The 15,873-nt window shown below is 60.4% G+C and carries 13 protein-coding genes and 1 pseudogene; 10 read left to right on the forward strand and 4 right to left on the reverse strand.

The genetic code is table 11. From position 1 onward, the window contains the following. From BT125_RS29440 to BT125_RS14840, 5 genes are all read left to right on the forward strand, one after another. The coding region (locus BT125_RS29440) for an autotransporter outer membrane beta-barrel domain-containing protein (protein WP_218190269.1) at nt 1–1,350 on the forward strand (1,350 nt) is incomplete at its 5' end. Nucleotides 1,351–1,446: 96 nt separating this feature from the next. Next, the gene (locus BT125_RS14820) at nt 1,447–3,111 is read left to right on the forward strand and encodes a ShlB/FhaC/HecB family hemolysin secretion/activation protein (RefSeq protein ID WP_218190270.1); all 1,665 of its coding nucleotides are present in this window, start codon (nt 1,447–1,449) and stop codon (nt 3,109–3,111) included. Between the two features lie 515 nt (nt 3,112–3,626). Beyond that, entirely contained in the window at nt 3,627–4,463 is an 837-nt protein-coding gene (locus BT125_RS14830) for a response regulator transcription factor (protein WP_083564501.1), read from the forward strand. Further along, on the forward strand, nt 4,463–6,862 hold the full coding sequence (locus tag BT125_RS14835) for a hybrid sensor histidine kinase/response regulator (protein WP_083564502.1): 2,400 nt from the start codon (nt 4,463–4,465) through the stop codon (nt 6,860–6,862). Before BT125_RS14830 ends, BT125_RS14835 begins: the two co-directional genes overlap by 1 nt. A gap of 1 nt (nt 6,863) precedes the next feature. Continuing rightward, nucleotides 6,864–9,215: a TonB-dependent receptor gene (locus BT125_RS14840; RefSeq protein ID WP_072408041.1), complete on the forward strand. Its 2,352-nt coding sequence runs from the start codon at nt 6,864–6,866 to the stop codon at nt 9,213–9,215. Here the strand turns inward: BT125_RS14840 and BT125_RS14845 are convergent. After that, nucleotides 9,199–10,284 carry a sensor domain-containing diguanylate cyclase gene (locus BT125_RS14845; protein ID WP_072408043.1) on the reverse strand — a complete coding sequence of 362 codons (1,086 nt, stop codon included), beginning with the start codon at nt 10,282–10,284 and terminating at the stop codon, nt 9,199–9,201. The genes BT125_RS14840 and BT125_RS14845 overlap by 17 nt on opposite strands. Before the next feature lie 498 nt (nt 10,285–10,782). On the opposite strand from BT125_RS14845, the gene BT125_RS14850 reads away from it, so the two are divergent. The 4 genes and pseudogenes from BT125_RS14850 to BT125_RS14865 all read left to right on the forward strand — a co-directional run bounded on the left by BT125_RS14850 (nt 10,783) and on the right by BT125_RS14865 (nt 13,147). Beyond that, nucleotides 10,783–11,148: a DUF6124 family protein gene (locus BT125_RS14850; protein ID WP_072408045.1), complete on the forward strand. Its 366-nt coding sequence runs from the start codon at nt 10,783–10,785 to the stop codon at nt 11,146–11,148. 158 nt (nt 11,149–11,306) lie between these two features. Further along, nucleotides 11,307–11,729: pseudogene (locus BT125_RS14855) on the forward strand (GNAT family N-acetyltransferase); the annotation flags it as partial. A 175-nt stretch (nt 11,730–11,904) separates the two neighbouring features. Then, a complete protein-coding gene (locus tag BT125_RS14860; protein ID WP_072408047.1) occupies nt 11,905–12,390 on the forward strand; it encodes a DUF3592 domain-containing protein in 486 nt (161 codons plus the stop codon). 61 nt (nt 12,391–12,451) lie between these two features. Beyond that, nucleotides 12,452–13,147, forward strand: a complete 696-nt coding sequence (locus tag BT125_RS14865) for a hypothetical protein (protein WP_072408049.1) — start codon at nt 12,452–12,454, stop codon at nt 13,145–13,147. Nucleotides 13,148–13,177: 30 nt separating this feature from the next. Here the strand turns inward: BT125_RS14865 and BT125_RS14870 are convergent, their stop codons facing one another. Beyond that, nucleotides 13,178–14,530: a PBS lyase gene (locus tag BT125_RS14870; RefSeq protein ID WP_072408051.1), complete on the reverse strand. Its 1,353-nt coding sequence runs from the start codon at nt 14,528–14,530 to the stop codon at nt 13,178–13,180. A gap of 188 nt (nt 14,531–14,718) precedes the next feature. On the opposite strand from BT125_RS14870, the gene BT125_RS14875 reads away from it, so the two are divergent. Then, nucleotides 14,719–14,949 (forward strand): DUF6429 family protein, encoded by a 231-nt coding sequence (locus BT125_RS14875; protein ID WP_072408053.1) that lies wholly within the window; start codon nt 14,719–14,721, stop codon nt 14,947–14,949. 219 nt (nt 14,950–15,168) lie between these two features. Here the strand turns inward: BT125_RS14875 and BT125_RS14880 are convergent, their stop codons facing one another. Beyond that, nucleotides 15,169–15,501 (reverse strand): type II toxin-antitoxin system HicB family antitoxin, encoded by a 333-nt coding sequence (locus BT125_RS14880; protein ID WP_072346904.1) that lies wholly within the window; start codon nt 15,499–15,501, stop codon nt 15,169–15,171. After that, nucleotides 15,498–15,689: a type II toxin-antitoxin system HicA family toxin gene (locus tag BT125_RS29675; RefSeq protein ID WP_371857812.1), complete on the reverse strand. Its 192-nt coding sequence runs from the start codon at nt 15,687–15,689 to the stop codon at nt 15,498–15,500. Before BT125_RS29675 ends, BT125_RS14880 begins: the two co-directional genes overlap by 4 nt. Between the last annotated feature and the right edge of the window lie 184 nt (nt 15,690–15,873).

Genomic DNA, 15,873 nt, shown 5'->3' on the forward strand with positions numbered 1-15,873 from the left:
AACCTGAAGGTCGGCACGCTGACTGAAACCGACGGCAACGGCAACGTGGTCAAGGTCACCACCGGGGTGAACAACACTGGCGACGTCAGCATCGGTACCCAAGGTGACTTGGCGATCAACGAAGGACTGACCACCCGCGGCAACGTGTTCCTGAACATCGGCGGCAAGACCACCCAGGATGCCAACGGCAATATCACCGCCGATGGCCTGGCGCTCAAGGGCGGGAATTTCGATCTGCGCAACGCCAGCAACTGGGTCGGCGATATCGCCAGCCGAGCGAAGGATGTCAGCTTCGTCAATCGGGCCGACGTCACTGTCGGCACGCTGACCGAGACGGCACTGGACGGCACCCGGCTGGATCAGATCGTCGGTATCGGCAACACCGGCAAAGTCCAGGTTGTGACGACCACCGGCAACATCACCCTGACCGAGAACGTCAGCACCACCAGCAATGCCTCCGATGCGATCGTGCTCAACGCCGGTCAATCCGCTTCGGCGGGCGTGGCTGCGGGCGGTGACGTGAAGGCAGACGCGGGCGTGACGGTGTCTACCGGCGCCGGCGGCCGGGCGGTGATCTACACCGGTAGCCTCGCTGGCAGCACCCGCATGGTGGATGTGGTCGGCAGTGGCAGCGGCAATTTCCGCTACAACAGTGACGAGCAACAGAGCAATTTCGGCAGGGCCCTGGGCAACACGGGCGTTCATGCCGTTTACCGCGAGCAGCCCGTCTTGGTGGTGTCCACTAACGGCGCGACCACCCAGACCAAGGTGTTCGATGGCCAAACCACGTTCAACGGCGGCGGTATCGCCGGTTATGACGCCAACGGCCTGTGGAATGGCGACACCAAGCCGATGCTCGGCAACCCACTGTATTCGGTAGGCACTCAAGGCCCGGGTTCGCACCTGATCAACATTGGCGGGCTGGCTGACCTCGGTTACCTGATCGTGAGCAGTCCGGCCAACGCCAATCTCACCGTGACGCCGTCGATTGATTATGACGCCGTCCGGCAGAGCGTCGCCGATGCCACACGCGTCGGCGCAGAGGTGAGTTCGCCCCATGCACCGGAGCTCAACCCAGCCCAGCCGAAACCGGCTAATTGGTCTGACTACGGGGTCGAAGACGGCGGTCTGTTACTGGTGGACCAGGGCGGTACTCGTGCCAACGGCAATACTGGCGACAGCGATTCGGCTGCCCAGGCCGAGGACACCGCCAGCGAGCGGGAACTGGTCGGGAATGTCTGCTCCGATGGCGGCGTATCCGAAGGCGGCGCCTGTGCGGCCTACCCACCGCAGACTGTGTTCGTCGTGCGCGGCGGCGTGCGCTTGCCGAGCCTGGCCATGCGTCCCTGATCCCTGACATCCACCTTTTCATTTGAAGGAACCCTTGGCCACGTCCCCGGACGTGGTCATGGGCTCCGGCAACCCGAATTATTCGAGATTGATCCCATGCATAACAAACTGATGTCCTGCGCGGCCGGTCTGGCGTTGTTGTCCACTTCCCCGGCCTGGGCGGCGACCCTGCCGGCACGCCCAATCCCCGACGCCGGCCGTATCCTGCAGGAACTGCCGATTCCGCAGCAGGAGCTTCCGCAAAGCATTCGCCTGGATATAGACGCACCACAACCGGCGCAGGAAAAAGTCGGCGGCGCCAAGGTCCAACTCAACGCCGTCCACTTCACCGACAACACGCGCATCGACGAAGCCAGCCTGCAACGCGTCGTCGCCCCGGCTATCGGTCGGGCTCATGACCTGGACGAGCTGCGGGAAGTGGCCCGGCAGGTCACGCTTTACTACCGTGAACAGGGTTACCCGTTTGCACGTGCCTATTTGCCGGCCCAACGCATGGCCAACGGTGAACTGACCATTGCGGTGATCGAAGGCCGTTATGGAAAAATCACCGCCACCAACGACGATGCGAAACTGGCCGCACAGGCGCAGCCGTTCCTGGACGACTTGCAACCGGGTGACGTGATCGAGCGTGACCGGCTGGAGCGCAGCATATTGGTGCTCTCGGACTTGCCAGGCGTGGCTGTCCGTCCGGTCATCCGGCCAGGTGAGGCGCTCGGCACGGGCGATCTCGATGCCAAAGTGAGCAAGACCGAGGCCTTCGAGGGCAAGGCCACCCTGGACAACCATGGCAATCGTTATTCGGGGCGCAATCGCCTGACGGTACAAGGCGACTGGAACAGCCCGCTGATGTTGGGCGACCGGCTCAGCGCCGCGGTGATGGCCACCGATGAGGACCTGTACTTCGGCAGCCTCGGCTACTCGATGCCATTGGGCACCTCTGGCCTGCGCGGCAACGTGGGTTACGCCCAGAGCGCTTACGACCTGGGTGCGGAATTCGCCGACCTGGGGGCCACCGGTACCGCCGAGGTCAGCAGCATCGGCTTGAGCTACCCGCTCTTGCGCAGTAACCAGGCGAACCTCATGTTGGCTGGGCAATACCAGCACAAGGAACTCGAGGATAAGTACGAAGTGTTGGGTCTCAGCTTTGAAAAAAGCAGTGACACGCTGCCCATCAGTTTGCAATTTGACGTGAGGGACACCGTATTCGGCGGCGGCATCACCTACGGCGGCGCGACGCTGACCTATGGTGACCTGAAGCTGGATTCGGCCCTGCGCGAGGGCGACCGCCAGACCGCCCAGACCGAAGGCCAGTTCAGCAAAGTGAACGTCGACCTCGCGCGCCTGCAAGCGCTGCCGGCCAACTTCACGCTCTTCGCCCGTGTCCTTGGGCAATGGAGCAGCGACAACCTGGACTCGTCCGAAGATTTCAGCCTCGGCGGCATCGACGGCGTGCGGGCTTATCCCCAAAGCGAAGCCTCGGGCGACGAAGGCATGCTGACCCAGATCGAGCTTCGTTACCCGATCGACAAGCTCACGCCCTACCTGTTCTGGGACGCCGGCAAGGTGCGCATCAACCACAACGAGTGGGCCGATGAAGAAAACACCCGCAGCATCTCCGGCGGCGGTGTGGGCTTGCGCGCTCAATACGGCCAACTCTCGTTCGACGCAACGGTCGCCTGGCGCCACTCCGGCGGCGAAGCGCAGAGCGATACGCGCCAGGAAAACCCACAACTGCTCGCGCAGATCGGTTACTCGTTCTAATCGATTGCCGCTCATTTAAGGAACTCAATAACCCGTGGCGAGGGAGCTTGCTCCCGCTGGGCTGCACAGCAGCCCCAAAGCAGCGAACTCAAGCTATCTGGCACACCGAGCGGTCTGGTTTGGGGGCTGCTTCGCAGCCCAGCGGGAGCAAGCTCCCTCGCCACAAAACCCGCAACCGCTCGATCAGATCGGTTGGTTATTCGTTCTGATCGTTTAAAGCCCACCGCACGGTTTAGTGAACAGCATCAACCCCGTTGGCCACCGCGCCTGGGCTTTTTCCAGGCATAGCCCCTCTCGTTCGATATCCCTCGCCACACGCCCCTGCGCCCCGCCCGTAACGCCCCGTATCGGTAGGCGCCACGAGGGGACGACCGTTTAACGCCCGTTAAAAATTTGATAGCTTCAGTTCTCGCTCGATCTGCCGCTATATCGGTTTGTTGCCGGCCCGATACGTGCTTCCTCGCCTGGCAATTGCGTGACAGCGACCTGGCTAAACACAAGAAGAGACCTGGCGAATGGACAACGGACGATACGAAAGGCAGGTATTGACGGCGGCAGGCGTGGCGGCGTCCGAGCCGTTGCCGCATATTCTGCTGATTGACGATGTCCCCGAAGACATTCGCGCCACGCTCATTCTGTTGAAGACCCAGCCTTGGCGCATTTCCCTGGCCAGCGATGCCTATCAGGGCTATCAACGCGCCCTAGCCCTGCGCCCGGACCTGATCGTCCTGGATGTGCACATGCCGCAAATGGACGGTTTCAGCCTGTGCCGGTTATTACGCGAGGCACCGGCCACCCGGCATACCCCGATCCTGTTTCTGTCGTCGGCCAATACGTCGTTGGAGCGGTTGGAAGGGTTGACCGTGGGCGCGGTGGACTACATTCCCAAATCCTGTGCCCCCGAGGAAGTGCTGGCACGCATCAGGATCCATCTGCAATTGACCTGGCGAGCGCCACCGGCCATTGCGGCCAACCCGGCCGATCCGGAACCGCAAGGCGATGAAATCGTGCTGCGCGCGGCGATGCGACTGATCGAAAACCAGTTGGACGACATACCGTCCCTGGGCATGCTCGCGCAAAAAGTCGGCACTCATGAAAAACGCCTCTCCGCCATTTTTCGCGAACACCTGGGGATGACCGTGTTTGCCTACATTCGCGATGCGCGATTGCGGCGCGGCCAGGAACTGCTCTCCGAAAGCGCCATGAGCGTGCAGGACGTCGCCGAAGTGGTGGGCTTTCGCAATGCCTGCAACTTCACCACGGCGTTTCGACAGCGCATCGGCATGACCCCCAGCCAGTTTCGCCAGCAAACCCTGGGCTTCGTTGATGCAGAGTCGGTCGGGCGCGCCTGATGCGGCTCCTACGGTTTCTGGTGCTGACGATTGCCTTGTTGTCCGCTGGCCTGCTACACGCCGCGCCCGTGGAACTGTGCCGGGCTGACCGTCTGGACCTGATGCCTGCGGCGCAGATTTTCGAAGACACCCAAGCCCGCTTGAGTCTCGAAGAAGTCGCCCGACTGCCCGACGCCCGTTTCAACCCCGCAACCCCGAGCTGGCCGAGCCAAGGCCACAGCCGCTCCGCCTTCTGGTTGAGATGGCAGCTCACCAATTCCAGCGATGCGACGTGTTCGCGCTTGCTGGTGGTCGGGGCGCCGCGCCTGGACGACATCCGCGTCTTTCAATCTTCAGCCGGGCACTGGCGTGATGCCCACGCCGGAGCCGCCTATCCCTTGGCCGAATGGCCCCAGCCGGCGGCGCGTCAGCCGGCGTTCCCGGTGTCGTTGGCGGCGGGGGAGAGCGCCACGGTGTTCGTCCGCGTGACGAGCCATTTCCAGATGTTGCTGGAACCGGAACTGTGGTCCGAACCGGCGCTGCTGCGCAGCCAGCAACGGACTTACCTGAGCGACGGGCTCGCCCTCGGTATTGTCCTGCTGGTCGTCCCCTTCGGCCTGATCGTCGGCTGGATCCTGCGTTCGCGACTGCTCACCGTGAACGCGGGCGCGGTGCTCAGTTATATCCTGCTGACCTGCGTCGTGAACGGCTACCTGATCTACTGGCCCACCGCCCTGGGCTGGATGCGCGAATTGCTGACCCTCGCCAGCGCGCTCTCGTTCGTCCTGTTCCTGGCCTATTTCCGCGTGCTGTTGCAGGTGTCCCGGCTGCCAAAAATCATTGGCTGGAGCTATTGGGTACCGCTGGTGGGCTGTGTCCTCGGCCGACTCTGGTGGCTGAAGGTCGATCCGGTCCAGGGTGCTTACTGGGTCCAGGTTGCCCTGTTCAGTTTCTATGGCGTGTTGCTCGCCACATTATTCATGGCTTGGCGCAGAAGGCTCACTTACAGCTGGATGGCGTGGCTGGTGCCGGGGCTCTTGTTCGCACAATTGCTGATGCGGATGTTTTTCCCGCAAGAACAGTTGCCCTGGCAGTCGCCGGACAGCAAATACAGCCTATCGTCTACGCTGGCGGGCGTGGCATTGCTGGTGTGCACGCTGATCATGGAAGTGGCCCGCAGCCGCAACCGCGAAAAACACGCCTTGGCCACCCTCGAACAACAACGCCAGGCCGAGCACGAACGCCTGGAAAGCACCGTGGCCCTGCGCACGTCGCAGTTGCGCGACTCCCTGGCGGCCCGCAGCGCGTTGATGGCGCGCATCAGCCACGACCTGCGCTCGCCGCTGGTGCGCATCATCGACTATGCGCGTCTGCTGCACGCCGGGCCCAACCGCGACTATCAGGCGACCATCGAGCGCAACGCCCGCCAGCAACTGGAGCTGATCGACGAGATGCTCGAGTTCTCCCGTGGCGAGCTGGAGCAAATGCAACTGACCCTCGCGCCGGGCTACCTGTACGGGTTCCTCAACGAGATTGCAGACGAAGCGGGCTTTCTCGCCGCACGCCAGGGCAACACCTTCGAAGTTGTGCTGGCCGATGACCTGCCGCCACTGGTGGAGGCCGACTTCAAACGCCTTCGGCAGGTGCTCATGAACCTTCTGGCGAACGCGGCGAAATTCACCCGCAACGGCCAGATCCGCTTCGAAGTGGATTGGGCGCCGGGCGCGACTGCCAACGCCGTGGAACTGCGCTTCAGCGTGATCGACACCGGCATCGGCATCGACCCGCAAGAATTCGAACAACTGCTGCAACCGTTCCGCCGCGGCCGCAATGCCCAGCGCTATGAAGGCAGCGGGCTGGGCCTGTCCATCGTCACCCAACTGCTGGAGCGCATGGACAGCCGCCTCGAACCCCAAGCCACGAGGCAGGGCAGCCACTTCAGTTTCCGTCTGCAATTGACATGCGCCGACGAGCACGACTTGGAAAACGGTATCGTCGACAACAACGCCACGCCGTTTGATGGCCAGGGCAAACACGTTCTGCTGGTGGACGACGTCGAGCAGAACAGTGAATGGCTCTACGACTTGCTGGCCGGTTACGGTTTCGATGTCAGCATCGCAACGAACGGTCAAGACGCCTTGGCCTGCCTGGCGCAGCAGCCAATCGACCTGCTGATCAGCGACCAGATGATGCCCGGCATGGACGGTTGGGCGCTGCTGCGCCAAGTGCGCGAGCGTTGGCGCCATCTGCCGGTGATGCTCTATTCGGCGGTGCCGCCACGCAGGCCGCAGGACTATCCAGACGACCTGGCCTTCGACGCGGTCCTGCTCAAGCCTGCCGACAGCCGTGAATTGCTGGCGTGGGTGAAAACACTGGCTTGCACGGACACGGTGCATCGTACGATGGCTCGGGAGTTCTAGCATGCCGGGTCTGGGTTATCGGCTGCTCTTGCTCGGCAGCCTTTCGACGTTGCCCTGGGTGTCGGCCCAGGCCGAACAAACGGCGCCCAGCGCCCTCACGCTCGACGCCACCACCGTCACCGCTCGCCGCCGCGAGGAAGACCCGCAAGACGTACCGATCCCGATCAACGTCCTCTACGGCGAGCAACTGGACGAGGCCGGCCTGCACCGCCTGCAAGACATCCAACAGCGGGTGCCCGGCCTGGTGGTGTCCGGCCACGACGCCCGTTACGCCGGCTTCGGCCTGCGCGGCTTCGGCGCGACGGCCTACAACGATGGCCTGGAAGGCAGCGTCGGCACCTACGTCGACGGCGTTTATCAGGCGCGCCAAGGCATGGCCTTCACCGAGTTGATGGACATCGAGCGCATCGAAGTGCTGCGCGGGCCGCAAGGCACCTTGTTCGGCAAGAACACCACCGCGGGCGCGCTGAACATCATCACTCGCCAGCCAACCTTTCAGCCCGAAGCCAACCTCGAAGCCAGCTACGGCGAGCGCGGCCTACGGGAATATCGCGGCACGGTTTCCGGGCCGTTGCAGGACGACGTGCTCGCCGGCCGACTTAATATTTTCGACAGTTCCACCGATGGCGCCGTGGAAAACCTGCAAGACGGCGCCCGCCTCGGCGACGCCGACAGCCATGGCCTGCGTGGCCAGTTGCTGTGGACACCGACCCCGGACTTCAGCGCCCGCCTGATCGCCGACTATGCCGAGCAAAACGAGGCCGGCAATGTCCTGCTGGTCAATCATTACAGCCAGCAGACCCGCAAGCGCGCCCAGTTCCTCGGCTATCCGTTGTCGGAGCCCGACCCTTACAAGCGCGAGGCACGTATCGACGCGCCGGGTCATCCGCAAACCCTGCAGAACGGTGTCTCACTGGAATTGAATTGGGACCTGGACGAGGCGATGCGCTTGACCAGCATCACCGCCTATCGCGACTGGGACTACCGCGCCACCCGCGACAGCGACAGCACCGCGCTGTCCGTGGCCGAATCCGAAACCGAGCTGGGCCACCGGCAGTTCAGCCAGGAATGGCGCCTGTCCGGCACGGTCGGTTCTTCCGTCGACTATGTGGCCGGGCTGTATTACCTGCGCCAACAACTCGACCGCGAGATCGACGCCGAATTCGGCAAGGACGCCGCGCCCTGGTTCGTCGGCGATCAGTTGGAAGCCTTGCGCAAGCTCTACGGCATCACCTTCACCGATCCGAAGCAGGTGCCGGCGATGCTGCTGGACGGCGCCCGGCAACGCTATGATGGCGAGCAGAAGGGCGACAGCCGAGCCATTTTCGGCCAGCTCTCCTGGCGCCCGATCGACCCGCTGGAACTCACCGGCGGCCTGCGTTACAGCCAGGAGCGCAAGGACGGCTGGATCTCCCGCGACGTCAGCAACCTCACCCCGCTGACGGGGTTGCCAGCGGTGTTCCAGTCCGGTGGACTGTTGCTGCGCGACATTGCCCTGGGGGGGGGTTATTACCGCGAGGATTCGATAAAGGAAAACAACGTCTCCAGCCTCCTCAGCGCCAGCTACCGCTTCAGCGATGGGGTGATGGGCTACGTCAGTTGGTCGCGGGGCTACAAGGCCGGCGGCATCAACTTCGACGTGGTCGGCCCGTTCACCGCGCCCACCTTCGAGCCGGAGCGGGCCACGTCCCTGGAGCTGGGCATGAAGACGCGTTTCTGGGACGAGCGCGCGTTGCTCGACCTTGCCGTCTACCAGACCGACGTCGACAATTACCAGGCGCTCACCTACAGCCCGCCAACATCCATGTTCGCGCCACCGCTGCGGGACAACCTGATCAACGTCGGCAAGGTCCGCCTGCGCGGTATTGAACTGGATTCCGCCTGGCAACTCACCCCCCGACTCACCGGGCGCCTGGGCCTGGCCTGGAGCGATGCGCGCTACCGCAGCTTCCCCAACGCCCCGTGCCCGCCGGCCTCGGGCCAATGGACCTGCGACCTCAGCGGCGACCGCCTCTACAACGCGCCGGAATGGAACCTCAGCAGCGGCCTCGACCACACCCATCCGCTGCCCTATGGGCTGGAAGCCTTCAGCGGTATCGACTACAGCTTCCGCACCGGCTACTTCGGCACCCTCGAAGGCGGCGAAGGCAGCTATCAACCCAGCTACGGCCTGACCAATTTGCGCCTGGGCCTGCGCAGCCAGGACCGTGCCTGGGAAGTGGAAGGCTGGGTGCGCAACGTCTTCGACCGCAACTACATCACCGCCGTCTATTCACTGCTCGGCGCCGGTGACTATGGTGTCATGACCGGCAGCGAACGAACCCTCGGCACCACCGTCAGGCTTCGCTATTGAGCGAAATAAACCGCGTCGGACAAAACGCCAGACGATTGCCGCCGGCCTTTTTCGACAGGTACATCGCCTGGTCCGCCTTGCTGATCAGCCCATCGACCTCCTGTCCATGTTCCGGAAAAAACGCCACGCCGATACTGGCGGCAATCTCCACCGTTTGTGCGCCGATCAAGATCGGCGCATTGGCCGCCGCCAGCATCCGCTTGAGCAACGGCTCGCTGTCCTCCACCGCCTGCAAATCCACCAGCCCCGCCACGAATTCATCGCCACCGAGGCGCGCCAACGTATCGCCTTCACGCAGTGTGGCATTGATCCGTGTGGCGACAATCTGCAACACCCGATCACCCCAGTCATGCCCATAGCTGTCGTTGAGCGCCTTGAACCCATCGAGGTCGATAAACGCGATGGCCACTTTCTGCTGATAGAGAGCGGCCTTGCCCAGGGCCTGGCGCATCCGTTCGGTCAACAGCAACCGGTTGGGCAGTTGCGTGAGCGCGTCATGCCGAGCGTCACGCTCCAGTAACTGCAGGCGCTGCTTCATCTGCGTCATGTCGCTGAACAACGCTACATAGTGCTGAACATTGCCATGCCGGTCATGCACCGCACTGATGCTGATGCGCGACGTCATCTCGCGGCCATCCTTGTGATTGCTTTGAATTTCACCGGACCAATGCCCATGGAAATCCAGCGCATTCTTCATTGGCGTATAAAACGCCGCGAGCCGCCGAACCATGCGATGGGAGTTCAACTCCCGACCCTTTATCTCTTCTTGCCCGTAACCGGTCAGGCGCGTGAAGGCCTCGTTCACGGCGATGACCCGGCCGTACGGGTCAACCAGGATGACCCCCTCCCGAGCGTGGCTGAACACGGTTGCGGCCAGTTCCGGGCGCACGGTGTCGAGACGACGGTCCAGGGCACCTTCGTCGCGGGTGGCCGGCCAGGACTTGTCGTCGAAGCCTTGTTGCGCCAGATAACGGGCCAGGGAGGAAAACGCTTGGTGCAGGCGGGTCAGGGCATTCGTGGCGAGCCTGGAATCCAGGCAGTAGCGACGGATGAAGGTGCGTAGGTTCATGGGGGCACACGGTGCTCGGTTGCAGCGCTAGGGGGTGTGGAAAGAAGGCATTATCGAGGTAGGGATTTGTGAGGGACTTTGCTGGAGCGGATGGGGGCTTTGCGGGGAGGGATGGAGTGGAAAGATTTTTTGCGAGGGTTGTAGGAACGTCAGCCGTGGCTGTCAGCCAATGGGCGTCCGCAACTCGCCAGCCGACGTCGCCTTGCGCCTTTGCCTACAACTACGCCAGAATCCGCCGGCTTGTTCGCCTGGGGTTGCGTCGGTAGTTTGGGACCTGTCACTGCTCATCAGTGATCGGGTTTAGTCGCCCGTCGTTGCTAAGTCGCTCAAGCGTCCATCAGTCAGGTATCCCCATCCCTGCACTCGATGGTGGCTGTGCGCAGGGCGCCCTCGGGCGCGCCGATTTCTTAGCTCGTCGGTCGACTAACCTGCGTACAGCTGCCTCCCAATCGTTTAGTCGCGAGCGTGACGTAGCCCAACCCAAAGAGAGCTAAGGCTATGGTCAAAACTACCCCGAATCCTCCAGTTACAGATACAGACGAACCCACATCACGTGCCCAATCGGCTCGCAACAAAAAGCTCGACGAAGCGGCCACTCGTGCCTTGGATTACTACCTGAAGCCCAAGCCTAAGAGCGAAACGTCTGACAAGACCGACTCCATTCTACGGATTGACCCTGGGGTTGATTCTGAGTGTTTGCTGGCGAATCTCAGTGAGAACCTGGCGTCGGCGAATGCCATGATCAGCGATTTGGCGTTCGATCTGGATGGGTCTCGGCGGCATGTGGCGTTGGGGATTTTGCAGGTGATCGAGGTGAGTGAGCTGTTGGCGAACCGGGCGTTGGATATTGTTGAGGTGAGGTAGCCGAGCGTTTGCCTCAATACAGGAAAGGTCTCGCACAGCTGGACCTTTCCTTGGACAAAGCGCTGCATGGGCGATCCCCACGCGAATCGGCGCAGCACCCTCCAAGCGGCTTCTGCTAGTCTGCTGGGCCAGCCAGGTAACACAGCAAGGCTCAATCAATGTTCAATATCCGTGTCATGACCATGGACGATTACGATGCAGTGATCGACCTCATGAGGCGTAGTCCAGGCGTCTCCTTCCGTGACGCTGACTCTCGTGAATCGACCGCGAAATACTTGGAACGAAATCCCGGGATGAGCTTCGTGGCTGAAGTCGGAGCCGTCCTCTGCGGTTGCGTCATGTGTGGACACGACGGCCGCAGAGGTTATCTGCAGCATTTGGTTGTTCTTCCCCAGTATCGGCGACAAGGCATAGCAAACGCGTTGGTCGAGCACTGCCTTTCGAGTCTTGAGAAACACGGAATACTTAAATGTCATCTCGACGTGTTCAAGACCAATCTAACAGCGGCCAACTATTGGCATAGCCAAGGCTGGCAGCTCAGGTCTGATATCGATCGGTATTCGTTTACCCGATCGGGTAATGGAACGTGTGAGCGGTACCTGGCCCGTGAGGGCGGTTTAGTCCTGTTACTCCAAACAATGGATATTGTTGAGGTGAGGTAGCCAAGGCGCCTGCCTCCGGACAGGAAAGGTCAACTCAAGTTGCCGGATCACACGCCGATAAGTTGCGGACGAATTTCATACGAAGGACCGGAGCATGTTTTACCCACGTGAAGCTGAAAAAGATCAACTCTATAACCGAATAGTCCTGCTTACCGTTGCGTGCTGTGTGCTGCTGTTCCTGGCCTCCCTGGCGAAACACTCCGGGTCCATTTATGGGGCGATCCGGTGGAGCGCTGTCGAGGTAAAAGGCACCGTGACGCAACTGGAAAGCATCCCGATGAATGCTAACGGCATCATCATTCACTACCGGTATGTCGACGGTGATCAACAAGTTCATGAAGACGAATACGGGGACCAACGCTATAACGAACATGATCAGTACGAGGTAGGGGGCGACGTTCCGCTGCTCTACTCACGTTGGTTTCCGCAAATCAGCAGTATCGCCACCGAGCTTCACACGTATCGCTCCGGCTTTTTCATCATGGCTGGCGGAGTCGTGCTGACATTGGTATTCCTCGGGATTTCCTTCGTAACCTTCGGAAGGATTTATCGCATGAAGGAAGAAGACCGCTTCTATTGAAACGGTTGTCGGTCATGGCGCCCAGAGCCCCCATTCATCCAGGTAATCGGTTTCCCCACCCATGAAAAAGTTGATGCTCGCGTTGCTTTCGCTCGTTCTGCTTTCCGGCTGTGTAACCAAGTCTTTGAGTGTTGAGGATCGCCACCAGATCAAAACGATCAAGATCCTTCCTGTGTACTTTGCTGTAGAAAACTTCAAGTACACGAGCATGACGCAAGCGTGGGGTGCAGGCCTGGGTGCCGGAGCAGGCGCAGCGACTGGCATGGCCGCCGGGGCATCGAACGCCGGCACGAGCGCATTGGCGGGCGCCGGTTCGGTTGCGGGCACCAAGGCGGCCGACGGCGCGACGGCGGATATTTCCCAGGCGATTCTGAACAACATGCAAGCCCACGGTATCGATGTGGGCAAACTGGTGCGTGAAAGCTTCGAGAGGCGTATCAAGCAAGAAGGGCTGTTCATCATCGTGGCGGAAGGCGAGAGAGCGGACGCCGACGTTGAAATCATGGTCATGCAGTGGGGGCTTAGCCTGAAAAACTACAGCTCCGTGCTTTACCCAGTCATCGGCGTCAACGGATTCATGAAACGTAGCGGTACTTCGGTTTGGCGCAACTTCAATACCATTTCGCCATTCAATGAAAACAACACCCTCGCTTACACCCCTGAGCAGTACGCCACCGATCCTGAAGCGCTGCGGGCGGCGTTTTCCCGGGTGTCTGATTTGGCTGTAGGTAAGCTGATAGAAGATCTGAAGCAATAAAGGTTCAGGCAAACCGGATTCTTAGGTTCCTTAAACAACCCGGGCAACGTTATTGCTATCGATAAGACCGCGCACAGCCAGCGCTCGGAGTCGCTCCGTGAGCTCTGCTCGCTCAGCCTTTGACGTGATGGGATCGACCATCTGATATTGGCGATCACACCACATATTCAACTGGCGCAGCCAAAAGGCTTGCAACGCCGGTTCTGCGTCCAGCCGAGCCAGTAAGTAAGCAGCCTGCTGCCATAGCGGCCGCAGATGGAGTATTGCGCTTCGGCGCATTGCCGAAAGGTCATGCCAATCCCGGTCTAACTTGGCATCCAGCCCGGCCTTCACCAAAGCCCATGGTTGTTTGTTCAGACGAGCGATTGCTGCGGTAAAAACCTTATCTGATGGGTCATCAAGCGCTCTGAACAGTTCGGGCAGTTGGCTATCGGGGGCTGCGATGACAGCGGCATGCCTCACCGTTGAATAAGTGGAATGCAGCGCTTCCTTTAGCCACTGCGGCTCCAGTTCGATGCTGAGTTCCGCTGCAAGGCCAAGTACCCCCAGCCAGTCGCGCTTTCGGATGGGCAAATCCTGCTTCAGCCGGTCAGACAGGACCGCAGCGGCGTCGACTTTGCTGCTTGGCGCGGCCCAGCGCGCCAGGTTACGAATCGAGGGTGACGCGTCGAGCAACGCCTCACATAAAACAGGCCTCGGATCGTCAAGCAAAGGAAGCAGCGCACGTAGCACGCAAACGCGGAATTTGGCACCGGGTTGAGACAGGGCTTCGATCAGCAATAGCCGAGTTTGGACGACCGGCAATGCCTGACAGGCAGGCACAGCCATCAAGCGTACGGTCACTTCACGATGGGCGAGGGCACTGCGTAGAAGCGCTTCAGGGGCAGGATCACTCTCAAGCAAAAGCTCGAACAAATAGCGGGCCGCTTTACCCTGTCGCGTCAGGAAATTTGCGTGGACCTCGTCTCGGATAACAGGCGACTGCAAAGCAGCACGTGCGGCATGGAGCGTATTGCCATGGTCGGCTCTGCGCCGCGCCGCTAGAGCAATGAGGGGCTCCACTGCAAACAGCAATGCTTGGAGATGGGAGGGCGACAGGTAGTGTTCCAGGCCTGCCGTGGCTAAATCGCGAATTTGCGGAACCCAATCATTCAGCCGGTCTATCAAGGCCACTAAGGCTTCAGGGGACGGATGACTGCACAGCTCTCTAACCGCGATTTCCCGCACGAAACCGTTGTAATGGCAACTGAGTTCTATCCACGTAGTGTCAGTCCCTATGCTCGCGAGCACTTCCAACGCTTCGTTGCGCCGGTGATCGGCCCAAGTGGAAGTGGGCGTTTGCTTGTTTTTCAACCTGTCCAGCCATGATTGTATTGCGCTCACGTTCCAGTCCTTTGTATGAAAATGCCACCAGCATAAGCCGACGACAGCGGCGCAGCCAGATCCTCAACCGATCCAGCTCTACTTCGTTCCGGATAGCTAAACTCACTGCTTATCTTTAACTGGATGGGGTTTAGAGAGCGCTGTGCATAATTCAGCGCTAACGGTTAAACACGAGCGGAGCAGCGACCATGAATTACGACGACAAATTGATAGAAGAAGCTGTGCTTGCCTTGTTGGCAGCCTTCAGTTCCGACGATGGCAATGCCTGGAAAGGTTTCGACTTCGAAGTCATGAACCGATTGCATGAACAAGGTCTCATCAGCGATCCAGTAAACAGGAACAAATCGATCTGGTTGACGGCTGAAGGGCTAGAGCGAGGTCGGCAGCTTGCCGAGCGGTTGTTTGGAAAAGAGACTTGAGGGTGCGCGGCGCCCCGTGATGCTGGAAAGCCACGGCATAATGCAGTGATCAGTGATCTGGTTCGATCTGGATGGTTCGTGGCGGCATGTGGCGAATGAACCGTTGGCGAATCGGGCGTTGGATATTGTCGAGGTGAGATAGCGGGCCGGCGGCGTTCAACAACAAGAAAAAGGTCTTGCTCAGCAAGACCTTTTTTCAATCACCCCGTGTATCTAACGTCAGACGTGCGCTGCGCGCTCAAACACCTCATCAGCCCACTGGTTCAGGCTTTTGCCGGCGGTTTGGGCTGCAATGGTAGCGGCAGCGTGCACTTCAGGACGAATGCGTAGCATCACCTTGCCGGAAGCAGGCTTCTCAGGGCTGACGCCTTGCTCGGCACAGTCCGCCAAGTAATCCTCAACAGCACTGGCAAACTCCGCTCGTAGCTCGGTCACGGAATCGGCGTGAAAACTGATGATGTCACGCACACCCAGAATTCGACCGACGAAGATGTCGTCACGCTCATCGAACTCAATTCGGGCTGTGTAGCCCTTATAAGTCATGCTGTTCATAGCTCAACTCCTGCCCGCTGGAGAAATTCGCGAGCCTCTTCTACCTGATATTTCTTGGCTTCTTTCCCAGGGTGTGGCCGATGGCAACGCCATTGAGCCTCCCCTAGGATCAGCTTGACCCGAGAACCTTCACGCTCCAGCACTCGGCCACCCAGATGAACGACCAAGGCTTCAATGTCAGCAAACACTGTCGCCGCACTCGTTGGCGTGCGTGAACGCTTCAAGGGTTTTCCGGTGTCTGTTTTTCATGCATCTGAGTGTTACCAAAAAAAGATAACATTCTCTAGCCCGCTCGGCGCGTTGCCACTCTCAGCATTTTGTCCCCCGTGCTCTTTAGTGCCGTGGCTTCTCTCTACACGCGAAGCTGGAAAA

This window comes from Pseudomonas sp. NFACC04-2 (assembly GCF_900119265.1).
Taxonomy (GTDB): Bacteria; Pseudomonadota; Gammaproteobacteria; order Pseudomonadales; family Pseudomonadaceae; genus Aquipseudomonas; species Aquipseudomonas fluorescens_AA.